Below are 22553 nucleotides of genomic sequence, written 5' to 3'. Positions count from 1 at the left end.
GGGTTATTCAGGCACGATTTTGCCCGCGGTCATCCAGCGCAACATTTTGGAAAATCCCGCCTGGTACACGGCCTACACCCCCTACCAGCCCGAGATCAGCCAGGGCCGGCTGGAAGCGCTGTTCAACTTCCAGACCATGATCTGCGATCTCACCGGGCTCGATGTTGCCAACGCCTCGCTGCTCGATGAGGCGACGGCCGCGGCGGAGGCCATGGCGCTCGCGGAGCGGCACTCACAGGTGAAGGCGCAAGCCTTCTTCGTCGACAAGGACGTGCATCCGCAGACGCTCGCGGTGATGCGCACCCGCGCCGAACCCCTGGGCTGGAACCTGATCGTCGGCGATCCCCTCACCGATCTCGACAACACAGACGTGCTTGGTGCGCTGCTGCAATATCCCGGCAGCTCGGGTGCGGTGCGCGACCTGCGGCCGGCCATTGCGACGCTTCGCGCCAAGGGCGCGCTTGCGATCGTTGCCGCCGATCTGCTGGCGCTGACGCTGCTCGCTTCGCCCGGCGAGTTAGGGGCGGATATCGCGATCGGCTCGGCGCAGCGCTTTGGCGTGCCGATGGGTTATGGCGGCCCGCACGCGGCCTACATGGCGGTGCGCGATGCGCTGAAGCGCTCGCTGCCCGGCCGCATCGTCGGCCTCTCCGTGGACTCGCGTGGCGCACCCGCCTATCGCCTCGCGCTTCAGACCCGCGAGCAGCATATCCGCCGCGAGAAGGCGACCTCCAACATCTGCACAGCGCAGGTTCTGCTTGCGGTGATCGCCTCGATGTACGCCGTATATCACGGCCCCGAAGGTCTCTCGCAGATCGCGCGCATCGTGCATCGCCGCACCGCGGTGCTGGCCGCGGGCTTGCGCAAGCTCGGCTTCGCGCCGCGCTCCGAAAACTTTTTCGACACGGTCAGCGTGGACTTCGGCGCGAAGCGCGACGAGATCGTCGCGCGCGCGGCTTCCGAGACGATCAATCTCGGCCTCGGTGATGGCGCCCTGCGCATTGCGCTCGACGAGACCACGACGCCGGCGACCGTTGAGGCGGTCTGGCGTGCGTTCGGCGGCAACCTCTCCTATGCCGAGATCGACGCGACCACGCGCGAGACGCTGCCGGACGCATTGAAGCGGACGACGCCCTTCCTGACCCATCCGGTGTTCCATGCGCATCGTTCCGAAACCGAGATGCTGCGCTACATGCGCAAGCTCAGCGACCGCGATCTCGCGCTCGACCGCGCCATGATCCCGCTGGGCTCGTGCACCATGAAGCTGAACGCAACCACCGAGATGATGCCGCTGACCTGGCCGGAGTTTTCCAGCCTGCACCCCTTCGCGCCGCGTGAGCAGGCGGCAGGCTATCACGCGCTGTTCGCGCGGCTGGAAAAATGGCTGTGCGACATCACTGGCTATGACGCGATCTCGCTGCAGCCGAATTCGGGCGCGCAGGGCGAATACGCCGGCTTGCTCGCGATCCGCGGCTATCATGCAGCGCGCGGGCAGGCGCATCGCAAAGTGTGCCTGATCCCCTCCTCTGCGCACGGCACCAATCCGGCCTCCGCCGCAATGGTCGACATGGAGGTTGTGGTCGTCGCCTGCGAGAAGAACGGTGACGTCGACGTCAATGATCTCCGCGCCAAGGCCGAGGAGCATTCGAACGATCTCGCCGCTGTCATGATCACCTATCCCTCGACGCATGGCGTATTCGAGGAGCATATCCGCGAGATCTGCGACATCGTCCACGATCATGGCGGCCAGGTTTATCTCGATGGCGCGAACCTGAACGCGCAGGTCGGCCTGTCGCGGCCCGGCGACTACGGCGCCGATGTCAGCCATCTCAACCTGCACAAGACCTTCTGCATCCCACATGGCGGCGGCGGCCCGGGCATGGGCCCGATCGGCGTGAAGGCGCACCTTGCCCCGTTCCTGCCCGGCCATCCAGCGACGAAGGCTGATGCGACGGTCGGTCCGGTCTCAGCGGCGCCGTTCGGCTCGGCCTCGATCCTGACCATCTCCTACATCTACATCCTGATGATGGGCGGCGAAGGGTTGAAGCGTGCGACCGAGATCGCGATCCTCAACGCGAACTATGTCGCGGCACGTTTGGACGCGCATTTCCCGGTGCTCTACAAGAACGCGAAGGGTCGCGTCGCGCACGAATGCATCATCGATCCGCGCCCGTTGAAGACGACCAGCGGCGTCACCGTCGACGACATCGCCAAGCGGCTGATCGACTACGGCTTCCACGCCCCGACCATGAGTTTCCCGGTCCCGGGCACGCTGATGATCGAGCCGACCGAGTCGGAATCGAAAGCCGAGCTCGATCGCTTCTGCGACGCCATGATCGCGATCCGCAAAGAAATCGCCGAAGTCGAGGCCGGCCGCTTCAAGATCGAAGCGTCACCGCTGCGCAACGCCCCGCACAGCGTGCACGACATCGCGGATGACAACTGGACCCGTGCCTACACCCGCACTGAGGGCTGCTTCCCCGATGGCGTCTCGCGCACCGACAAATATTGGAGCCCGGTCGGCCGCGTCGACAACGTCTATGGCGACCGCAACCTCGTGTGCTCCTGCCCGGCGGTGAGCGACTACGCGCAGGCGGCGGAGTAGGACTTCAGGGTGCCACCAGCGAACGGCTTTTTGGGTCCCAACGCCAGAGCCGTTCGTTGGTCAGTTCAGTACCGCCCCACCAACGATGGATCGAGCTATGGCGGGAGAAGTCTTCCTCGCCTGCCATAATGGCGCGCCCAAGTTCAGTAAGCGCGATCCGGCCTCCCCTAAATGGATAGGGACGGGCCTCCTCACTCGTATCCAGCGGCACCTCGCCAAGTTCAATGATTGCGGGTGCCGGACCCTGCGCCAGCGCCCGGAGCAGTTCACCGGCTTCCAGCTCGTCGAACACCTCGCGGTACTCAACCGCACGGAGCACCTCTCGTGGCTCGGTACCTTCGTCTTCAATCCACCCCAGCATGCCCATTTCGTTTTCGCCGAGTCCGGATTGTACATCAGGCAACTCTGCGAGCATGGTGATGACGGCCGATCGCAATCGAGGAAGGATGGTCAGATCCTTCGCGAGTAGATCGAACCACGGTTCGGGCGTCGGCGCTCGCCAAGCGCGCCATGCACGGCTCGCAAGTGTCAGGTGACTATCCGCAACTTTGAACGCCGGCAACTTCCATTCCACCACTGATTCCGGCTGATACCCCGCGACGGCGTCGTCCGTGTGCACCAGGCTCAGCTTGGTCGTGATCTCCTTGTATGGGCGAAGAAGGTTGAGCAGCCAGACCAGCACGAGTTGATCGTTTGGCTGCGGATCAACCCACACTTCGATCGAATCGAATTTCTCGCAGAGCTCGAAAAAGCCGATATCTCGCGTGCCGAAACCTTTCAGCTGGCACTTCTGTACGTCATCGAGCCAGTGATCGCCGATGTTGCAGTGCTTCGCTGAACGCGGCTCCAGCCCCATCACAAGCTGCTCCTCGGACGGCAACCGGCCCCAGACGAAGCGAAGGTAAAAGCCGAGGACAACGTTCATCATTCCAGCCTGGCGCAGGGTGCCTGCCGCCAGGCCATTCGTAGCAAGGATCAAATGTGACACGGTCGCCTCTCGATCAGAATTGATACAAAAAATGCTACGCCCCAAGCAGCACGCGCACATCAGGCAGGCGCGATCAACGAGCGGCCTTCTGCGTCCCAGCGCCACAGTCGATCGCCGTTCAATTCGGTGCCGCCCCACCATCGCTGGATCGGGTTATGGCGGCGGAAGTCCTCCTCTCCTGCCAGCACCGCTGTTCCGAGTTCGGTGAGCGATAATCGCGACCGCTTGTACAGTTCATGACGACCTGCGTCCTCGTGCATGGCCAGCGAAAAGGGCCCCTCATCCAGTCCCGACACCGCCGGCCATGGACACCGCGCAAGTCCGTCAAGCAGGGCCCCGACTTCCCAGTAATCGAAAACACGCCGCTCGTTGCGCTTCTGATGCCCTGGGAAGACATCGAAGGGCTGCACCTCGCCTGGTGCGATTAACTCCAGCATCCGCGTTTCCGTGGCCCCAAGACCGGTAGCGACACTCGGAAGCTCTTCGAGGAGGTCCCACGCGCATGGACCAAGCTGCGGCAGGCTCAAATCCGCTTTGATGAGCTCGATCCAGCCCTTGGGGGTCGACGCTCGGTAGGCCCGCCACGCACGACCGGCCAGTTCGAGGTGATCGTGTGTGATCTGAACAGCCGGCGGGTTAAGCTTCGCAAGCTGCTGTGGATCGATGCCACCGACGGCGATGTCCAAGTGGCGCATCACGATTTTGGAACCCGCCACGCTCCCACTGCCCCAATGCTCGAGCAGCCAGAGCAGAATCAATTGCGCATTTGGCTCTGGGCCTATCCACAATTCGACGGAATCACTTTCCGCAAGCAGTTCGATCAATCCACGATCCTTCGCACCCGATTTCTCGGGGCGCCAGGGTGGCGTATCATCGAGCCAATGAAGACCGCGTGGCTGCGACTTACGCGGCGCAAAGAATGCTTCGAACTCCGCGCCGGATGGCAACGGTCCCCAGACAAGCCGACGCCCAATCGCGATCACGAGATCGCCAAGGCCACCGCGTTCGAGAGCACCGGCAGCGGACGAGTCTGTTGTCAGAATAAGCCGTGTCATGGCTTCGTGGCCTCAAGGCTTGCTTAAAACAGGGCCGAAAACGCCAGAGCCAATTGTTGGTCAAAATCAGCCGCTTCATGCCCCACTCAGCGCCCAAACGAAACGGGCGCCGAAGACGTCGGCAACTCAACGTCCTCAGCGCCCGCTCCTCGCGAAAATTATCTAGCTAGGTCCTACTCCTCCGTCGGCTCCTCGCCGTCGGCGTCGCGCTCGGGATTGCCGGCCAAAATCTGCTCGGCGATCAGGCCGGAGTTCTGGCGGATCGCGGTCTCGATCTTGGCGGTGACGTCGGGGTTGGCCTTCAAGAACGCTTTGGAATTCTCGCGGCCCTGGCCGAGGCGCTGGCTGTCATAGGAGAACCAGGCGCCGGACTTCTCGACGATGCCGGCCTTGACGCCGAGATCGAGGATCTCGCCCATCTTGGAAACGCCCTCGCCGTACATGATGTCGAACTCGACCTGCTTGAAGGGCGGCGCCAGCTTGTTCTTCACCACCTTCACGCGCGTGGTGTTGCCGACGACCTCGTCGCGCTCCTTGATCGCGCCGATGCGGCGGATGTCGAGGCGGACCGAGGCGTAGAACTTCAGCGCGTTGCCGCCGGTCGTGGTTTCCGGCGAGCCGTACATCACACCGATCTTCATGCGGATCTGGTTGATGAAGATAACCATGGTGTTGGACTTGTTGATCGAGGCCGTCAGCTTGCGCAGCGCCTGGCTCATCAACCGCGCCTGAAGACCGGGCAGCGATTCCCCCATCTCGCCCTCGAGCTCGGCCTTCGGCACGAGCGCGGCGACCGAATCGATCACCATCACGTCCACCGCGCCCGAGCGCACCAGCGTGTCGCAGATCTCCAGCGCCTGCTCGCCGGTGTCCGGCTGCGAGATCAGGAGGTCGTCGATGTTGACCCCTAACTTGCGCGCATAGACCGGATCTAGCGCGTGCTCGGCGTCGATGAAGGCGCAGATGCCGCCCTTCTTCTGCGCTTCCGCCACCGTGTGCAGCGCCAGCGTGGTCTTGCCCGAGGATTCCGGCCCGTAGATCTCGACGATGCGCCCCTTGGGCAGGCCGCCGATGCCGAGTGCAATATCGAGCCCGAGCGAGCCGGAGGACACCGCCTCGATGTCCATCGAACGGTCGCTCTTGCCGAGCTTCATCACCGAACCCTTACCGAACTGGCGCTCGATCTGAGAGAGCGCGGCAGCCAGGGCTTTACTCTTGTCCATGGAAGATCCTTCGACGATACGCAGGGCAGTGGCGGACATCTGGTCGTACTCCTTATGGCGGGGATTCGGCGTTGCGACAAACGATTGGCGAAGCGGGTCGGCGATAAAAGTACCGTACACCGTTTGTTCCAAGTTCGCAATATGTTCTTTTCGATTTCGGCGCGCTGGCCGGTTTCGGCCAAGACCCGCTTCGGGGCACTGTCCGTAGCTAACCCCAAGTGTCCCAAGATGAATTTCGAGGTGTCCTAATTTGTTCGCAGACTGCCAAGGACGCGTCAAACTCTGTTCATGACCGCTGTTCACGGTTGCCAGCATTTGGCCAAGTTCTGTTCATGCCTCGGACGAACTAGGCGCTCCCGCCTAGTCTGAATTGGGTAGACTATTTGGCATAGGGAACAATCCGCCTGGTAGCGCGTCGATTTGGGGCCCCCAGCCAGAAAGGTGCCCCCCAGACTGCTGGAGGAAAACCCCATCAGTGGGTTGGCGGCCCCCCGTTTGGGGCCGTTTAAATTCAAGGATCAGGCCGCCTCGGTTGCGGCCTTTCGGGCTTTCACCAAAATCCCTGAAAACAACCCCATGCAAAGTAGCCGGCGGATCGGGCCGGATTCGATGTCATCGAGTTGATTTTGACAGCGCCCAGACCGGCTACGATCAGGCGAGCGCCGATCGAAGAACGGTGGAAAAGATGCCTTCGGTTATCTTCAAGATTGCCGCTGTCGCTGCCGGACTTTCGATCTTGGCCACTGGTCTCGTGCTGCCAAGGCCGGGACTGAAGGCGCTGGCAAAGGGCATAGCCGCCGCAATATCGCTCACGGTCGCTGCGGCGTTTCTCATCGCCGCCGTCCGCAGTTTTGGCCCATGACACGAGCAAGGCCGCCTGCCCAGCGGCCCCTTCTCGTCCCGCGTGCCGGCCTACAACACAGCCAACAGAATGAGCCCCACGACCAGCACGACAAAACCCATCGCCGTCGCTGCGGCGAATGATCGCTCTACATTATCCATATGCCACCCCTGATCGGCGGGCCACGTTCCCCCATGGCGTCGCCGAGCAACGCTGAGTCTCTTCAATCGCTGTGTCGTAATTTCTGCGAGTGGGTGTCGGAATTGGGACGGGATTCGTCCTTGAGATGGCAGAGCGACCTATCCGCAATCTGGCCTTGAACAGCCAATCGCCCGCTCCCGCTTGTAAGCTCCCTGTAAGCTGCGCGGGTTAACTTCGCTTGGCTACGGTGTTGCAGCCCAGCACCTCAGCCTCCAATAACCTTCTGCCCCGCCCGGCTCTCCCCTGGTGGGGCTTTTTTTGTTCGCTGTCCCGCAACCCCTAAGGCGCGATGAGATTGGGATGAATCATCATCGCGCGTTAGGTTGTTGTTTGTTTGAGCATGATCTCCGCGCAAACGCGTACCGCGTTTGTCGCGAGGGAAAACCGCTTCACACTTTTCCGGATCATGCTCTACGGTTCGCGCGTGAGCCGCAGCGAGAAGCTTCTGATCGCAGGCGCGGCGAGGAGGACGACCGGCAGCATCGCGGCCCAGGAGATCAGCCAGGACGCGAGCCAGTGTTCTAGGAAGTCGGGTGCTGCGGTCGCGGGCAGGCTCGCAATGGCGGCGGCGACCAGGCAGGTCAGGCCGGACTGGATCGCGCCGAACACGAAATGGCTGTAGCGACGGGGAATGCCGAGCATGAGACGCCTTTGTCGTTCGACCCGCCACGGGCGAAGCAAGGCATGTGCCGCGGCCTCATCTCATCGCACGATGCGACCCGGGCGTTAGCGGCTTCCCGGCAGATGGGTCGCCGCCGCAGCTAGGCGGCTGTTTCGACAGTCCCTCGAAGCGCCAGAAGGTGATCACGCTCGTCTCGCCGCATCGCTCGCAGGCGAGCATCTCCTCACCGAGGCTGTAGCGTCCGCGCCTGAAGACCGCAGGCGATGCCGGCTGCCTGCAATGCGGACAGACCAGCGAAAAGTTTCGCGCACCCCAGCGCAACACGAGATTACGAAGCCAGCCCACGCCATCCTCTTTTACGAGGTCGAGTTTCTTACGAGGTCAAGTTAGCAAGTACCATAGAATGAAACCTCTCGTTGTCATGTGCGATCAAACATTGCAACACAAGGCCAATCTGAATCGAGTCGGTTCCATCCCAACTGCGCGGCCTTTCGCAAGACAGCCGCAGCGCGCTTCACGCTGCATGTCGCGATTGTCCGCGGAGATGTCGCTTCTGGAACCCGTGGTTCTCCGGCCATGAACAAAGTTCCTGCCCCGCCGCGACCAGTGGCAGCACCCGATCAATTCGGATAGTTGGTTCGCTCGCCCTCCCGGTCGTGCATCTGAAGGATGCGGACGAAATCTGCCATGCTCGAACGGTCGTCACCCTCGCTTGCGCGCAAGTTGTAGCCGTCTGTCTCGACCCGGCCGCGCTGCCAGACCCGCTTGAAGAGGTCGACGATCAGCTTCATGGAATCCGAACGCGCCGGGTTTGAGTCGAATGGCCCTGGATGAATCCTTGCCGAGCCAATGCGCGGCCAAGCCGACTGGTTCCCTTTGGCCCCGCCGATATTTGCGCCGCACCATTTACGGAAAGCATCTTTCGCGGGCGCCCTTGTTTGTTTCGTGCCACGCGCGGACCAAGGATTTCCTTGCATTATCCACGGCTTAGCGGCAGATTTAATGGACGGCGGGAATATTATGACGTCCAACATGTTACGTTAACCATGGGTGAATCGTGGAGGTAGGCCATGAATCACAGGGGCATCGAGTTCACCGTGGCCAAGACAGCGATACAAGGCGTCTGGCAGTGGCAATTCCGCATCGGTGAAACGGTCAAAACCGGCAAGACCGAGACCAAAATCGATCTCCTTGCCATCCGTCGCGTGCAACTGCGTATCGACCGCGAACTGAAGGCCATCGATCGCAAGATGGCCTGAGCGGGTCGCGAGGACATCGTCGGCAAAACCGTGCCGTGCACCCTTGGGTGCGCATTGATGTGCATTGCCCGCACAGCTTTGCTGCTCATGAATCCCGTAGAGTTCCGGAGTTGATCTGCCTGCGGTTTGGGATTGCACTGCGCGCCTCATGGCCTCGGGGCGCGGCCATCATGCGATCGGTGCCAGCCATGCCGCTCTATTTCTTCCGGATCCGGAACGGGCGCTATTCAGGCTCATCGGAGCAGGCCAGTGAATTTCCCGACCGCGATGCTGCCTGGAAGGAAATGACCCATGTCTGCGCTGACATGGCCGCCGGCATCGCCCGCAAATTGCAGGAGAACTCCGAATGGCACATGGAGCTCCTGGACGAGGCCAAGCAACCGGTCTTCCGGATTCGAATTGTCGCGGAATCCTTTGATCACGGATAGCCACGCCCGGCCGCCCTGCCCTCCGGCTCCCTGGCCGCCTTGCGCTGACGCTTCCGCCGCAAATCCCTGGCACGAACGAAGCGCGCACCGACGCGCTCGCCATTGCGCCAGGTCAGGATGCAGATCCGGATCACCTCGCCGCCGGTCGTGAACGACAGGCCGAACACTTTCGGCACCGGCAGCGCACCGACGTCGATAGACACGCCGTCATCGGAGACATCGACGATCGTGCATTCGATCCATGGCGCATCGGGCGCCGGAATCAGAAATCCGGGCCTATAGAGATCGACCCGCACATGTCGGCGGGCGCCTAGATCTTTGCGGTGCCGGACCATCGCTCTCCCCTGGAAGAAGAGACCCTAAACCGCAAAGTCTTTGAACGGGTTTCCAGAAAAGACTAAAAGTGGCTGCAAACTGCAGGCCGGTTCAAGGCGACCCTAAATGATCTCTGCGCGAATGCATTCCGCGTTTATCGCGAAGCAAAACCGCCTCACACTCACAACTAGTCGGCACTCGGCAGGCGACGCATCGTGAACTCGATGTCGCCGCCAGGCAGCTCGCGCCAACTTTCGACCTCACTCATATAGCCGGCCTTGGGATAGCGGGCGAAGAAGGCCTGCGCCTTCGCCCTCGCCGCCTCGCGCGGCAATGTGAAGGTCTCGCGCAAATAGCCGTCGCCCGCCTTGCGCCGGCGCGCCATCCGGTCGGCAAGATCCCGCGGGCGAAACACCATGCCGCAACTCCTTCACCCTGCCCCCTCCGAATATAGGGAGACCGGAGCGCGAAGAGGAGTCCGGCTGGCTGTGGCGGTCAGTTCGCGGTCGGAGCGGTCTTGGTCTTCTTGGCCGCGGCAGAGGCCTTCGGCGCAGCAGCCTTGGGGGGATCGGAACGCATCCCGCCCCAGGGATCGCTGGAGGCCTTGGCGTCCGGAATCTTCTTTATCGTCTCCTTGTAGCGCTGGTCGCGCTCGGCATCGGCCGCCTTCTCCTCGTCGGTCTTGCTTGGCGCGTCCTGCATCATGTTGATGTGGGGCATCGCATTCTGCGCGTAGGCCGGCCCGGCGATCACAGCCAGCAGCGCCGCCATACGGAAAACCTTCATCACGTCACTCCTTGATTATCGATGGTCGATCGGGCGCGTCGTCAGCCGTGACGCCGCATGCCCTGCGACCCGCTAGAAACGGTCCGATTTGCAGGATTTCGGCGATTGCAGCCAATCGTCCCAGATCGGGCCGCATTTGGTGCACCCGCCCAGCGCAAGGCCGACCAGGCCCAAGCAAAACACCAGGACAAATCGCCGCAACATCATCCACCCTGTTCCCAGGCCCGGCATCATAGGGGGCGAAGTCGGGCATTTTCAAGCCAAGGCAAAAGCCCGGAACGAGGTGACTTTGCCGTGCCATACCGGGCAGAATGGCCGAAACATCGGGCAACAGGGGGAAACGGAATTCATGCCAGTGCAGCCAACGACCGAATTCGGCATCGAGGAGGCAAGACGCGTGCTGGTCGACGTGTTCGCGCCATGGGTTCAGGATCTCGGCCTGTCGGTCGAGCGCATCGACCACGAACCGCCGCCGAACGACACGGACTGGCAGCCAGGCGCGGTGCTGCGCATGGCGTTCTCGGAGCGGCTGTGCCGCAGCGGCGGCGTGGTCTGCGGCCAGGCCCTGATGGCGCTCGCCGACACCTCCATGGTGATCGCGATCCTCGCCGCCAACCGCGGCTACCGGCCGATGACGACCGTCGACCAGACCACGCACTTCATGCGCGCGGTCTCGTCGTCGGACGTCCTGGCGGATGCGAAGGTGGTGCGGCTCGGACGCACCATGAGCTTCGGTCGCGTCACGCTGTTGTCCGCCACCGACAACAAGCCGGTGGCGATGGTCTCGAGCGCGTTTGCGATGCTGCCGGGCTAATTTACTTGCCCAGCACTTCGTCGGCGGCGGTGACGATGCTGACCGTCGGATTCTGTCCGCAATAGGTGCCGAACTTCTTGGCGTTCTCCACGAACACGTCGGTGTCGATGATCGCGTTGTCCTCGTCACCCTTGTACCAGCCGTCCATCCAGGTCAGCACCAGCTTGATGGTGTCGTCGCCGCTCTCGAGAAACTGCTTGCAGCTCATGGTCGACAGATCGAGCTTGGTGGCGTTGGCGGGAGCCGATGACAGCGCGACGGCGGCAGCGAACAAAATCGAAATCGTGGTCTTCATCAATATCTCCATTGGCGAGGGACGCCGCAATTGATCAGCCTCTTTTGCGAGGCTGCGGGACGCGAGCACAACGCCCGCGCCCGCCGCGCATTGTCGTAAACGAAGTATGAAGCGCCGGGCAAGTACGACGTACATTGAATTTAGTTCGATGTAATTTTCATGCCGTAATTTACACTCTCTCAGTTTGGATTAACCGACATGTTCGAGAAGCGTGCAGCGCAGCGACATCGGGTTTTCAAAGGCGCGACGATCACCTTCGAAAGCCGCGGCGTTGCGTGCACGGTGCGGAATTTATCGAGCGGAGGCGCTGCAATCGACCTCGACGGCCGCATTTTGCTGCCGCCGTCGTTTACTCTGTCGATCTCCAGCGATCAGTTCGTGCGCAAGTGCCGCACCGTGTGGCGCAACGACAAACGTCTCGGTCTCGCCTTCGAACAGTGACGCGCGAGGCTGTGAACCGCGGTTCGCAAAACGCGTCTTCGCGCCTGGGACTAGACCGTCCTGCGGCGACTCACGCGCCGGCGAAAGCCGGCGATGACGAGCGCGATCACCACGAGCACCAGCACGGCGACCGCTGCCCAGAACCGGCCGCCGGGACGATCGAGCGTGCGCGACAATAGCGAGGGCGACTCCCCTTCCCGCGCCAGGCGAAACGCGACCACGCTGTCGCCGATCGACGTGCCGCCTTCCGAATGGCCGCCGGCGCCGATCGCGACATATTGCTCGCCCTTCCAGACATAGGTCATGGGATTGGCAACGCCGGGTACGGGCAGCCGGCCCTGCCACAGCTCGCGTCCGCTGTGTGCATCGAAGGCGCGCAAGTATGCATCCATCGCGCCGGTAAAGACGAGACCGCCCGCCGTGATCGCGACGCCGCTGACGAGCGGCGTTCCCCACGCAAACGGCAGGTCGAGCGGAGCGAGATCCTCGGTGGTGCCAACCGTGGAGCGCCAGAGGATCTTGCCGGCCTTGAGGTCGACCGCGACCATCTCGCCCCATGGCGGCTTGACGCAGATCAGCCCCATTGGCGACATCACCACCGAACGCGACATCGCAAACGGCGCGCCCTGCTGCTGACCGAAATCGTGGCCCGGCGGCGGATTGAAGCCGGCCGCGTCCGCACGCGGGATCAGCTTGATGAGATGCGCAACCCGGCTGGTGTTGGCATAGAGGATCTGGTTGACGGGGTCGAACGCCGCGCTGCCCCAGTTCACGCCGCCGCCCGTGAAGGGAAACTCCAGCGTGCCCTGCGTCGAGGGCGGCGTGAACAGGCCCTCGTTGCGTGCCGCCGCGAACTGTTGTTTGCAGGCGGAGCCCATGCCGGGGATCAGCGAGAAAATATCGTCCGCCGAGATCGTCTGCTGCGTCAGCGCCGGCACATGGGTCGGGAACGGCTGCGTCGGCGACAGTTTTTCGCCCTCGGCCGCGCTTTGCGGAACGTTGCGTTCCTCGACCGGCCACACCGGCTTGCCGCTGTCGCGGTCGAGCACGAAGACGAAGCCATGCTTGGTCGGCTGGATCACGACGTCGCGCTGACCCGCGCCGGTATCGATACGCGCGAGCGTCGGCTGCGCCGGCAGATCGTAATCCCAGAGATCGTGATGCACGATCTGGAACGACCACGCGAGCTCGCCGGTCTCGATGCGCAGGGCGACGACCGAATTGGCGTGCTCATTGTTGCCGGGGCGCCTGCCGCCCCAGAAATCCGGCGACGGCGAGGAGGTCGGCAGGACAACCAGTCCGCGCGCCTCGTCCACCGACATCGGCGCCCAGACATTGGCGTGACCGGCCTCGATGCCGTCGCGATTCAGAGGCTCAAAGCTCCAGCGCGGCTGGCCGCTGCGCGCGTCGAACGCGCGCACCGTGCCCGCCGGCGCGTTGACGCGCCGGTTGTCGCCGATCGCAGAGCCAACCACGACGACGCCGCGCCCGACCGCGGGCGGCGAGGTGATCTGGAATTCGCCGGGCCATTCCAGCTTCATGCCGACGTCGATCCTGACCTCGCCGTTGTTGCCGAAACCGGCACAGGGAATTCCGCTCTTCGCATCGAGTGCGATCAGGCGGACGTCGTTGGTGCCCATGAAGATGCGGGCGCGACACGCGGCATCCGCCGGCGCCTGGTCATCGACCCAATAGGTGACGCCGCGACAGACGAAGCGGTTTGCGGGGCGATAATCGGTGCTGATCTTCGGATCGTAGCGCCACTTCTCGGCGCCCGTGCCGGGATCGAGCGCGATCACCTCGTTGAAAGGCGAGCAGAAGATCAGGCTGTCCTCGACGAACAGCGGCGTCGCCTCGAACTTCGTCCGCTTCATCACCTCGCTCGGACGCGTCACGAGATCGCCGGTGTGATATTCGAAGGCGCGAACGAGATTGCCGACATTGTCGGGCGTGATCTCCTTCAGCGCTGAATATTTTTGACCGCCGGCATCGCCGCCCCAAAACTCCCAGCCGGAGGCCGGACCCAGCCCAAGCATCAGGACCGCGAACAGACCTGCCAGATGGCGCAGGTGGATCATGGGGCTCGCCCGGCGCTATTTCGGCTTCTTGGCGGGCTCGGTCTGGCGCGCCCCGCCCCATGGGTCGTATTTCTCCTTGGGATCGGGAATGCGCTCGAGGGCTGCCTTGTACGCCTTCTCATCGACCTCGGGAGTCTTCTTCTCGGTCTTGGGACCGTCACTGCCGTGGCGCCGGCCGCCCATCTGGGCCTGCGCGGGCGCGGCAACGAATGCGAGCACGGTCACCGCGACGACAAGAAACCTCATGCGTCAATCCCTCCCATCTGGCGTATCAGCCTAGCCTGCATTGCCCTATTGGCAAATCCCGCTGGCCCTTTAGTCCCGCTCAGCAATTGTTGATCGAGGGAGACTTCGATCGGCCGTCTTCGTACCCATTTGTCGGGACGCAGGGGATCTTCACGGATGTTACGAATCGTTGCTCATGCGGCACTGCTTGCCGGCGCGCTGGCGCTCGGCGCGTGCGGTTTTGCCGACAGCCGCGCGCCGGTGCCGGAGTTCATGCGCATGAAAGACGCCGAGCAGCCGCCTCCCGAACCGCCACCCGACGTCAAGAAAATCGTTCGCGAGCAGCTCGACGTCGTCTTCATGGCGGCGTCATATCCGCGCGAGGTGCAGGTCGCCCCGCCTCATCACGAGGTCCGCGGGCTGGGCTGGACGTCCTGCGTCCGCGCGCAACTCACGTCGGCGACCGGCACCGGGCTCGGCACCCAGACCTACGTCGTGACCATCAGCGGCGGCAAGGTCGTCGACCGGCGGCGCGCAGAGGTTGACGACATCTGCGGATCCGAAACCTACGAGCCGATCTAGGGAACAGCATCCTCTTCCGCTCGTCTTGTTCCCCGGAACGTCACACGTGTTCCGGGAAAAACCCGCAAAAGCATCCGGAACGAATGCGCGCGGCCATTCTTGTCACCCCGAGGGCAGTTGCCACGGAGAAGACTGATGAGGACAACGATGATTGCGTTGCTGGCAGGCGTCGGGGCCCTGGCCGCGACAGGAGTCGCGAAGGCTGCCGACATCTACACGACCAGCGAATACACCAACCCCGACCTGGTGCAGCAGGTGCGACTCGTCTGCGATGACACCGGTCGCTGCTATCGTACCCACGACGGCGGGCGGGTGATCATCCGCGATCGCGATTCCTACAACTACATGCCGCGCGAGCGCTATTACGAGCGCCGCACCTATCGCGACTACGACAGACCGCGCGCGGGCGTCGGCATTTACGCGCCCGGCGTCAGCGTGGGTATCGGCGAGGATCGCTACTAGTTCCATCGCGTGGAATCGGAAACGACCGGACGGCGCTGCCGCCCGGTCGTTTTTCGATTCATTGGCTGATGGTCGCGCCGGTCAGGCGGCCACCGATTGCTGCTGGAACTGCTCGTAGGCGGCGATTGCGTCCGCCGCATACATCAGCGAAGGACCGCCGCCCATATAGACGGCCATACCGAGGGTCTCCTCGATTTCCTGGCGCGAGGCGCCGAGCCTGACGAGCGCCTCGGTGTGAAAGCCGATGCAGCCGTCGCAATGCGCGGCAACGCCAAGCGCGAGCGCGATCAGCTCCTTGGTCTTCTTGTCGAGCGCCCCATCCCGCGTCGCGGCCTGCGCGAGCGCGGCGAAGCCCTTCATAGTGTCGGGAATGTCGTTGCGCAGCTTGCGCATGTTTGCGGAAATTTGCCTGACGATCTCGGGATAGTTCTTGTCCATGACTTACTCCCTACGGTTGCGATGCGGCATATTGTTCAGGTTTCAAGCCGATCTGCCGCCTGCCAGCGTCATTCCAGACGTGTCCGTTGGGGAACTGGCCGAGATCGCTGGCCTCGTCTTCCACCGCCCGCCTGATCCCAGCACCTCGGCAAGATGCGCGCATTGAGCCTGGTCAAGAACTGGCGCGACGGCCAGACGATATACTGCAGCCTCGCGAGCCCTGAGGTCCGCTCCGTACTGGAGGCGCTGTACCGCCCGTTCTGCGCTCCGGCACAGGGATCGCTGTCCGCGCGACGACGAGGAGCGCATGATGACCGACGACACCTTCATCGAAGGACCGCTCTACGAGAGCCGCAGAAAGGTCTACCCGCAGTCGGTCCACGGGAGATTCCGCCGCATCAAATGGGCGATCCTCTGCATCACGCTCGGCATCTACTACCTGCTGCCGTTCGTGCGCTGGCACCGCGGGCCCGGCCTGCCCAGCCAGGCCGTGCTCGTCGACTTGCCGCATCGCCGCTTCTACTTCTTCTTCATCGAGCTGTGGCCGCAGGAGGTCTACTACTTCACGGGCCTGTTGATCATCGCGGCGATGGCGCTGTTCCTGATGAATGCGGTAGCGGGGCGCCTCTGGTGCGGCTATCTGTGCCCGCAGACGGTATGGACCGACTTGTTCTACGCCGTCGAGCGCTGGGTCGAGGGCGACCGGCGCGAGCGCATGCAGGGCGACAAGCGCTACTGGACGTTCGGTCACGTCCGCAAAGTGGCGCTCAAGCATTTTCTCTGGATCATGATCGCCTGGTGGACCGGCGGCGCCTGGGTGCTCTATTTCGCCGATGCGCCGACGCTGGTGAAGGATCTCGCCACCTTCCAGGCGCCCTTCATCGCCTATCTCTGGATCGGCATTCTCACCGCCACCACGTACCTGTTCGCAGGACACGCCCGCGAGCAGACCTGCATCTACATGTGCCCGTGGCCGCGCATCCAGGCGGCGCTGACCGACGAATGGGCGCTCAACGTCACCTACCGCCGCGACCGCGGCGAGCCGCGCATGTCGGTGAAGAAGGCGGAAGCCGCACGCGCGCTCGGCGACGTCGCCGGCGACTGCGTCGACTGCCACCAATGCATCAATGTCTGTCCGACCGGCGTCGACATCCGCCACGGCATCCAGCTCGGCTGCATCCAGTGCGGCCTGTGCATCGACGCCTGCGACAACATCATGAAGGAGATCGGCCGGCCGCCCGGGCTGATCGGCTACGATACCGACATCAACATGCAGCGGCGGCGCGAGGGCAAGGCGCCGATCTATCGCATCGTCCGGCCGCGCACGCTGATCTATGCGGCGGCGATCGGGCTGGTCGGCAGCATCATGCTCTACACGCTCGCAACCCGCAGCACGATGGACGTCAACGTGCTGCACGAACGCAATCCCCTGTTCGTGCAGCTCTCGGATGGCGGCATCCGCAACGACTACACGGTCCGCCTGCTCAACAAGGGCCCGGAGTGATCGTTTGGTCTGGAAGTCCTTGGGCTGCCGGGGTCAACGATCCGGATTGCCGGCGTCGAGCCCAAGCCGGATGGCAAGCTGACTGTGCAGGTCGGGCAGGACCAGACCCGCGAAGTCAGGATGTCGGTGCAGGTCGATCCCGCCCACGTTCCGCAGGCGCCGGTGGACATCGAGATCAGGATCACGGATCGCGCCAGCGGTGAAAGCGCTAGCACGCGCGACCATTTCGTGCCGGCCGACCAATAACAGCGCGGCATCTGGCGGATCGCCGCCGGATTGTCAACGGGACGTTAACACTACCGTTCGAATTGACGGCTCGCGCCAACGGTATCTTCCAATCTTTGCGCTAAGCATGAGCCGCGGTTCGGGCGTAGGCCCGGCCGGCGTGAGCAGGGAACGACGGGACGTGGTCGATATCGCACATCGAGCTGCGATCAACGGCGCATCGGCAAGTGATGCCACGGCTCCGCGCGCCCGCAATCTCTCCGATGCCGCACCGCTCGTTCCGCTGGCGTCAGTCGATTTGGGGCAATGGCAGGCGCTCGGCGCGCAGGCGATCGAGCCGAACGGCTACTACCTGCCGCCCTGGGCGCTCGCCGCCAGCGCGACGGCCCGCGGCCGCACCGGCGCAATGGCGCTGTGCGCGGTGGATGCGTCGACGCAACTGATCGGGCTGATGCCGGTCGTCTCGCTATGGCGCGCCTGGAAAATCCCCCTGCCCGCGCTGGTGAGCGCGCATCCCTACGGCACGCTGTGCAGCCCGCTGCTCGATCGTGACACCGCGAGCTCAGCCGCCGCGCGCCTGCTCGATCAGGCACGCGATGCCGGCGCCCACGCGCTGATCCTGCGAGACGTCGCGCTCGAAGGCGCAGCGATGAAGTCGCTGACTGCAACCTTGACCAGCGGCGCTCTGAAGCCGCGCGTGCTGGGCTCGTACATCCGCGCCAGCCTTGATGCGAAGCAGGATGGCGAAGTGCTGCTGCGCGAGGCAGTTGGGGCGAAAAAGCTCAAGGAGCTTCGGCGCCAACGGCACCGGCTCGAAGAGCATGGCCCGATCGCGTTCGACGTCGCACGTGCGCCTAACGAGGTCAAAACGGCGCTCGAAACCTTCTTGCAGCTCGAGGCGAGCGGCTGGAAAGGCAAGCGCGGCACTGCGCTGATCCAGCACGCGGGCGATGCCAGCTTCATTCGCCGCGCCGCGCCCGCGCTCGCCGAAGCCGGCCAGTGCGAGCTCATCAGCCTGCGCACTGGGCCAACGCCGGTCGCCGCCGGCATCGTGCTGCGGCATCTAGACCGCGCCTTCTTCTTCAAGCTCGGCATCGACGAGCGCTTTGCAAAATATTCACCGGGCGTGCAGCTCACGCTCGAGCTGACGCGCCACCTCTGCGCCGATCCGGCGATCGCCAGCGCCGATTCCACCGCAAGCGCCGATCACCCCATGATCAACCCGATCTGGCGCGGCCGCTTCGCAATCGGCGACGTGCTGATTCCGCTACGGCGGAACGATCCGACGGTGACGCTGATCCATGCGGCGCTGGTTGCGCGCTATGCTGCGCTGGACACCGCGCGGCAAGCCGTTCGCCTGCTCCGCAGGTAGAGCGCCTACTCCGCCGCCTGCGCGTTGATCTCCTCCGACACCTGACGGATGGCGCGGGCGAGCAGGTTCGGATCCTGCGCGCCGGAGACGGCGTATTTCTGCGCGAACACGTAGGTCGGCACGCCCGAGATGCCCTTCTCGGCGGCGTCCTGCGCCTGCGCCGAGATCAGAGCGACGTCCTCGTCGGTGGCAAGCCGCCGGCGTACGTCGTCGGCATCGAGCCCGACATCTGCCGCCGCCTGCACCAGCACGTTGACGTCGGTGAGATCGCCGCCGTCGCGGAAATAGAGCTCCATCAGCCGCTGCTTCATCTCGGGCGCCTTGCCGGCTGCCTCGGCCCAGTGGATCAGACGGTGGCAGTCGATGGTGTTGGGCTGGCGCTGCACGAGATCGGGCCGATAGGTCAGCCCCTCCTCGCCCGCGGCTGCGACCACGCGGCCCGCAATGCCCTTATAGGCCTCGACCGAGCCGAACTTCTTGGTCAGATAATCCTCGCGACTGATACCCTCGCGCGGCACCCAGGGATTGAGGAAGAACGGGCGGAAGTTGAGCTCGACCGGCACGTCCGGCACCAGCGCGAGCGCATTCTCGATCCGGCGCTTGCCGATATAGCACCAGGGGCACACCACGTCGGAGACGACGTCGATCTGAAGCGGTTTGAGCGTGCTCATCTGAGGCTCCTTCGGGCGGACCATCGGTTCCGTCGGAAGATAAGCCGAACGCGCCCCGAGGCAAGGGCTAGCCGATCTTTGCCGCCATCTGCTTCAGCCGCTCTGCCGTGAGCTCATCCGCCGGGAAGAACGTCTCCAGCGCCAATTCCGACAGCGTGATGTCGACGGGCGTGCCGAACACCATGGTGGTGGAGAAGAAACTTAGTATCTCGCCCTCGTGCCGCAGCTTGAACGGGATCGCGACATTGTCGTGCGAGAGCGGCGCGGAGCGTGCCGGAATCGGATAGGTCTTCAGATCATTGTAGAGCTTGATCAATTCAGGGTCGGCGGTTGCTTCGCATTGCCGGTGCAGCCGCTCCAGCAGATGCCCGCACCATTCGGCGAGATTGACGGTGAGCGGGGCGAGCGCCTCGGGATGGAAGGCGAGCCGCAGCACGTTGAGGGGCTGGCCGAGCAGCCGCTGCGGGACGCCCTCCAGAAGCGGCGCCACCATGCGGTTGGCGGAGACCAGATTCCAGTGCCGGTCATAGGCCAGCGCCGGATTTGGCTCATGCGCCCTGAGCACGAGGTCGATCGCCTGGCGGGCTGACTTCAAGGCGGGATCCTCCAGCGGGCGCTGCGGAAACGCCGGCGCGTAGCCGGCCGAGACCAGCAGCACGTTGCGTTCGCGCAAGGGAACATCGAGCCGCTCGGCGAGCTTCAACACCATCTCGCGCGAGGGCGTCGCGCGGCCGGTCTCGACGAAGCTCAAATGCCGCGCCGAGATCTCCGCTTCGCCCGCGAGATCGAGCTGGCTCATGCGACGGCGCTGCCGCCATTCGCGCAGGTAATCGCCGATATGGATGGACTGGGCGCGCTCGGCCTGCGCCGCGGATGCATGTGCGTTCATGGTCAAAAACCTAGCATGTGGATTTCGGCCCTTCCATTACTCCTGAGGTAATCGAATTGCGCAGGGCCATGGCGCATCTTCTCGGGCAACAGGAGATGACCATGATCGCGCTGCTTCTCTATCGGACCGTCGCCGACACCCTGCTGCCCTGGGCGGTGAAGTTTGCGACCCGCATGCTCGCGCGCAGCCTCAACATGCCGGAACCGCTGGTGCATTCGACCGGCGACTTCGTCGTCGCACAGGTGCTGGCCTTCGAGCACAGCGTGGGAAAAAGCCTCTGCCCGTTCCGCCTCGCACGCATCATTCGCGCCTTCTGGCGCGGCCTGCACTGATCTTCACCCCCAAGCCCACACAAGGAGAACGACCATGATCTTTGCATCGACTTTCCTGCGCCGCGCCCTCTTCGCCGACGCAATCTTCAGCGGCGTCTCGGCCATCGGCCTGACCTTCGCCGCGAGCGCCTTCGCCTCGCTCTTCAATCTGCCCGAGGCGCTGCTGCGCGAGACCGGCCTGTTCTTGATCGCCTATGCCGCACTCGTCGGCTGGCTGGCCTCGCGCAGCTCGGTGCCGAGGGCGCTCGTCATCCTCGTCGTGGTCGGCAACGCCGCCTGGACAGTCGCAAGCATCGCGCTGCTGTTCTCCGGCGCCGTGTCGCCAAACCTTGCCGGCGAGCTCATGATCGTCGCGCAGGCGATCGCGACCGGCGTGTTCGCGGAATTGCAGTATGTTGGGTTGCGAAGGAGCGGAAGCGCTGTGACGGCTTGACCAACGCCGTTACCACGCAAAGAAGTCGTCGCCCGGTTCGACCGGGCGACCCAGAATTCCAGAGACGACAAACGTATGTGGATAAGACGCGGCGCACTGGATGCCCCGGTCTATCCATCAAGCCGGGGCATGACAGCAGAAATAAATGATTACGCCCGCGCGCGGCCGTTGGTCTTGCCGTTGGCGTGCTTGCCGTTGAGCTCCTTCTTTTTCGGAGCCGCGCCCGCCTTCTGTGCCTTGCGCTCGGCGCGCACCTTCACCTTGGCCCGCTCGGCCCGCGCCTCGGCGCGGAGCTTCTTGCGCTTCTTTTCGCAGGACGCGCACTTGCAGCCGATCGGCTTGAGATAGGCTTTGAAATAGTCGGTGCCGTAGTCGTAGTTGATCTCGTCGCCCGCCTCGATGTTCTTGATGGCGCGGATGAAGACCTTGCGCTCGCGCGGCCGCACGTCGGATTCCGCATTGGGCCGGCAGGAATGGTTGATGTAGCGCGCGACGTTCTTGCGGACCGAGCCGTCGATGGTCCAGCGGCCGTTGAGCTCGAACAGGTATTTGTTCTCGATGTCGTCTTGTTCCGGGATCCGACAGTCCAGGATCGGCCCGAAATAGCGGATGATCCGGGTACCCTTCTTGATCGGTTTGGTGGCGAAGAGGCCAAGTCCGGTCTTGGAGCGGCCGACGCGATAGGGTTTGTTCGACGAGATGGCTGGCATGATCGAGATAAGTGACAACGCGGGACGAGGCGAAGGCGCTCTTCTAGAACGATTCCGCGGCCATGTCAGGTGTCTCAAGGCCCTGTTTGAACCTTCCCCACAATGAACACGTCTGATGGAGAGAGTTCCGCGCCCAAAAAGGGCTCATCATGAAGCATGCCACATTCGGCTGCCTGATCGCGCTGCTCGCCTGCGGCTGTTATGACCAGGCCAGCGCCCAATCTTTCGCCAGCAGCTACACCTCGACCGCGCCGAAGGACTGCCGCGTGAGGAGCGCCGGCAATGGTGTCGACGACAGCACAATCCGCGTCTGCCCCGGCAAGGCGGGCCTCGTCGTCCTCATTTCCGAGGATGACCTGCGCGAGGTCGTCTCAGTCGGAAAGAACCGCGCGGCTGCCGCCAAGGAGCCCGCGGCCGAGGACTGGTTCGGCCCGTTCAACTCGTCCGAGCACACGGTCGAGTGGCGGGCGGCGAACGGAAAACCGTTCGCCATCATCCAGCGCTGGCACATCGCCGATGGCAACGACCTCGACAAACAGGGACGGCCGAACACCAAGGCGATGCTGGTCGTGACGCGGCTGCCGCCGGGCGCGGTCTGCCACGTCGCCTATGTCGATGCGATCGCTAATCCGAACGCCAACGAGCTGGCGCGCAAGGCCGCCGACGGTTTCGCCCGCAGCTTCGGTTGCGGCAAGGACGAGGTGAAGATCATGGGCGCGAGCGGCCGCGCAGTCGAGCTCGTGGCGCGCTAGCTACCGG

Annotated in this window: 27 protein-coding genes and 1 pseudogene; 13 read left to right on the top strand and 15 right to left on the bottom strand. The window is 63.6% G+C overall.

All coding sequences use genetic code 11. The features are described 5' to 3' along the window. The coding region (gene gcvP / locus Q2941_RS19875) for an aminomethyl-transferring glycine dehydrogenase (RefSeq protein WP_458193491.1) at positions 1 to 2605 on the top strand (2605 nt) is incomplete at its 5' end. Positions 2606 to 2609: 4 nt separating this feature from the next. Here gcvP and Q2941_RS19870 read toward each other — a convergent pair. The 3 genes from Q2941_RS19870 to recA all read right to left on the bottom strand — a co-directional run bounded on the left by Q2941_RS19870 (position 2610) and on the right by recA (position 5910). Continuing rightward, positions 2610 to 3593, bottom strand: coding sequence for a hypothetical protein (locus Q2941_RS19870; protein WP_458193490.1), 984 nt, complete (start codon positions 3591 to 3593; stop codon positions 2610 to 2612). Positions 3594 to 3652: 59 nt separating this feature from the next. Then, a complete protein-coding gene (locus Q2941_RS19865; protein WP_458193489.1) occupies positions 3653 to 4648 on the bottom strand; it encodes a hypothetical protein in 996 nt (331 codons plus the stop codon). Positions 4649 to 4821: 173 nt separating this feature from the next. Beyond that, entirely contained in the window at positions 4822 to 5910 is a 1089-nt protein-coding gene (recA, locus tag Q2941_RS19860) for a recombinase RecA (protein WP_027527840.1), read from the bottom strand. A 493-nt stretch (positions 5911 to 6403) separates the two neighbouring features. Here recA and Q2941_RS19855 point away from each other — a divergent pair, with 493 nt between their 5' ends. Next, a complete protein-coding gene (locus tag Q2941_RS19855; protein WP_458193488.1) occupies positions 6404 to 6733 on the top strand; it encodes a hypothetical protein in 330 nt (109 codons plus the stop codon). A 591-nt stretch (positions 6734 to 7324) separates the two neighbouring features. On the opposite strand, the gene Q2941_RS19850 is transcribed toward Q2941_RS19855, so the two are convergent. Beyond that, positions 7325 to 7555, bottom strand: a complete 231-nt coding sequence (locus Q2941_RS19850; protein WP_027526267.1) for a DUF2798 domain-containing protein — start codon at positions 7553 to 7555, stop codon at positions 7325 to 7327. 600 nt (positions 7556 to 8155) lie between these two features. Then, positions 8156 to 8326, bottom strand: a complete 171-nt coding sequence (locus Q2941_RS19845) for a hypothetical protein (RefSeq protein WP_156944645.1) — start codon at positions 8324 to 8326, stop codon at positions 8156 to 8158. 279 nt (positions 8327 to 8605) lie between these two features. On the opposite strand from Q2941_RS19845, the gene Q2941_RS19840 reads away from it, so the two are divergent. Continuing rightward, the gene (locus Q2941_RS19840; RefSeq protein ID WP_027526268.1) at positions 8606 to 8794 is read left to right on the top strand and encodes a hypothetical protein; all 189 of its coding nucleotides are present in this window, start codon (positions 8606 to 8608) and stop codon (positions 8792 to 8794) included. 188 nt (positions 8795 to 8982) lie between these two features. Next, positions 8983 to 9222, top strand: a complete 240-nt coding sequence (locus tag Q2941_RS19835; RefSeq protein ID WP_027526269.1) for a DUF6894 family protein — start codon at positions 8983 to 8985, stop codon at positions 9220 to 9222. On the opposite strand, the gene Q2941_RS19830 is transcribed toward Q2941_RS19835, so the two are convergent. The 3 genes from Q2941_RS19830 to Q2941_RS19820 form a co-directional block, all read right to left on the bottom strand. Next, complete coding sequence (locus Q2941_RS19830) at positions 9213 to 9557, bottom strand: hypothetical protein (RefSeq protein WP_458193487.1); 345 nt, start codon at positions 9555 to 9557, stop codon at positions 9213 to 9215. The two genes, Q2941_RS19835 and Q2941_RS19830, sit on opposite strands and share 10 nt — an antisense overlap. A gap of 167 nt (positions 9558 to 9724) precedes the next feature. Further along, positions 9725 to 9955, bottom strand: a complete 231-nt coding sequence (locus tag Q2941_RS19825) for a hypothetical protein (RefSeq protein WP_027526271.1) — start codon at positions 9953 to 9955, stop codon at positions 9725 to 9727. Between the two features lie 77 nt (positions 9956 to 10032). Beyond that, entirely contained in the window at positions 10033 to 10323 is a 291-nt protein-coding gene (locus Q2941_RS19820) for a lysozyme inhibitor LprI family protein (protein WP_254111682.1), read from the bottom strand. Positions 10324 to 10672: 349 nt separating this feature from the next. Between Q2941_RS19820 and Q2941_RS19815 the strand changes: the two genes are divergently transcribed. Next, the gene (locus Q2941_RS19815) at positions 10673 to 11137 is read left to right on the top strand and encodes a PaaI family thioesterase (RefSeq protein WP_458193486.1); all 465 of its coding nucleotides are present in this window, start codon (positions 10673 to 10675) and stop codon (positions 11135 to 11137) included. Between the two features lies 1 nt (position 11138). Here the strand turns inward: Q2941_RS19815 and Q2941_RS19810 are convergent, their stop codons facing one another. Beyond that, positions 11139 to 11432 carry an HdeA/HdeB family chaperone gene (locus Q2941_RS19810; RefSeq protein ID WP_027526275.1) on the bottom strand — a complete coding sequence of 98 codons (294 nt, stop codon included), beginning with the start codon at positions 11430 to 11432 and terminating at the stop codon, positions 11139 to 11141. Between the two features lie 198 nt (positions 11433 to 11630). Between Q2941_RS19810 and Q2941_RS19805 the strand changes: the two genes are divergently transcribed. Continuing rightward, positions 11631 to 11873: a PilZ domain-containing protein gene (locus Q2941_RS19805; RefSeq protein ID WP_027526276.1), complete on the top strand. Its 243-nt coding sequence runs from the start codon at positions 11631 to 11633 to the stop codon at positions 11871 to 11873. Positions 11874 to 11923: 50 nt separating this feature from the next. Here the strand turns inward: Q2941_RS19805 and Q2941_RS19800 are convergent, their stop codons facing one another. Both Q2941_RS19800 and Q2941_RS19795 read right to left on the bottom strand, forming a co-directional pair. Beyond that, positions 11924 to 13909, bottom strand: a complete 1986-nt coding sequence (locus Q2941_RS19800; protein WP_458193492.1) for a pyrroloquinoline quinone-dependent dehydrogenase — start codon at positions 13907 to 13909, stop codon at positions 11924 to 11926. A 57-nt stretch (positions 13910 to 13966) separates the two neighbouring features. Beyond that, positions 13967 to 14197, bottom strand: a complete 231-nt coding sequence (locus Q2941_RS19795) for a hypothetical protein (RefSeq protein WP_027526278.1) — start codon at positions 14195 to 14197, stop codon at positions 13967 to 13969. A gap of 156 nt (positions 14198 to 14353) precedes the next feature. Here Q2941_RS19795 and Q2941_RS19790 point away from each other — a divergent pair, with 156 nt between their 5' ends. Together Q2941_RS19790 and Q2941_RS19785 are read left to right on the top strand one after the other, a co-directional pair. After that, a complete protein-coding gene (locus Q2941_RS19790) occupies positions 14354 to 14758 on the top strand; it encodes a hypothetical protein (protein ID WP_254111680.1) in 405 nt (134 codons plus the stop codon). A 135-nt stretch (positions 14759 to 14893) separates the two neighbouring features. Further along, positions 14894 to 15220 (top strand): hypothetical protein, encoded by a 327-nt coding sequence (locus Q2941_RS19785; protein WP_027526280.1) that lies wholly within the window; start codon positions 14894 to 14896, stop codon positions 15218 to 15220. Between the two features lie 81 nt (positions 15221 to 15301). Here Q2941_RS19785 and Q2941_RS19780 read toward each other — a convergent pair whose 3' ends face one another. Beyond that, positions 15302 to 15658 carry a carboxymuconolactone decarboxylase family protein gene (locus Q2941_RS19780; protein WP_027526281.1) on the bottom strand — a complete coding sequence of 119 codons (357 nt, stop codon included), beginning with the start codon at positions 15656 to 15658 and terminating at the stop codon, positions 15302 to 15304. A 310-nt stretch (positions 15659 to 15968) separates the two neighbouring features. Here Q2941_RS19780 and ccoG point away from each other — a divergent pair. Together ccoG and Q2941_RS19770 are read left to right on the top strand one after the other, a co-directional pair. Beyond that, a pseudogene (gene ccoG, locus Q2941_RS19775) lies at positions 15969 to 17408 on the top strand (cytochrome c oxidase accessory protein CcoG). A 160-nt stretch (positions 17409 to 17568) separates the two neighbouring features. Beyond that, a complete protein-coding gene (locus Q2941_RS19770; RefSeq protein WP_458193485.1) occupies positions 17569 to 18759 on the top strand; it encodes a GNAT family N-acetyltransferase in 1191 nt (396 codons plus the stop codon). Between the two features lie 5 nt (positions 18760 to 18764). On the opposite strand, the gene Q2941_RS19765 is transcribed toward Q2941_RS19770, so the two are convergent. Then, complete coding sequence (locus Q2941_RS19765; RefSeq protein ID WP_027526284.1) at positions 18765 to 19430, bottom strand: DsbA family oxidoreductase; 666 nt, start codon at positions 19428 to 19430, stop codon at positions 18765 to 18767. A gap of 67 nt (positions 19431 to 19497) precedes the next feature. Beyond that, positions 19498 to 20319, bottom strand: a complete 822-nt coding sequence (locus Q2941_RS19760) for a helix-turn-helix domain-containing protein (RefSeq protein ID WP_458193484.1) — start codon at positions 20317 to 20319, stop codon at positions 19498 to 19500. Between the two features lie 101 nt (positions 20320 to 20420). On the opposite strand from Q2941_RS19760, the gene Q2941_RS19755 reads away from it, so the two are divergent. Both Q2941_RS19755 and Q2941_RS19750 read left to right on the top strand, forming a co-directional pair. Further along, on the top strand, positions 20421 to 20651 hold the full coding sequence (locus Q2941_RS19755) for a hypothetical protein (protein ID WP_458193483.1): 231 nt from the start codon (positions 20421 to 20423) through the stop codon (positions 20649 to 20651). A 34-nt stretch (positions 20652 to 20685) separates the two neighbouring features. Beyond that, positions 20686 to 21084: a hypothetical protein gene (locus Q2941_RS19750; RefSeq protein ID WP_254111678.1), complete on the top strand. Its 399-nt coding sequence runs from the start codon at positions 20686 to 20688 to the stop codon at positions 21082 to 21084. Between the two features lie 149 nt (positions 21085 to 21233). Here Q2941_RS19750 and Q2941_RS19745 read toward each other — a convergent pair whose 3' ends face one another. Beyond that, positions 21234 to 21794 (bottom strand): SET domain-containing protein, encoded by a 561-nt coding sequence (locus Q2941_RS19745; RefSeq protein WP_254111677.1) that lies wholly within the window; start codon positions 21792 to 21794, stop codon positions 21234 to 21236. 149 nt (positions 21795 to 21943) lie between these two features. Between Q2941_RS19745 and Q2941_RS19740 the strand changes: the two genes are divergently transcribed. Then, on the top strand, positions 21944 to 22546 hold the full coding sequence (locus Q2941_RS19740) for a hypothetical protein (RefSeq protein ID WP_458193482.1): 603 nt from the start codon (positions 21944 to 21946) through the stop codon (positions 22544 to 22546). The last annotated feature ends 7 nt before the right edge of the window (positions 22547 to 22553 follow it).

The sequence above is a fragment of the Bradyrhizobium sp. UFLA05-153 genome, assembly GCF_054185185.1.
Note: the sequence above shows the minus strand (reverse complement) of the source record. Positions and strands in the feature narration are given on the sequence as shown.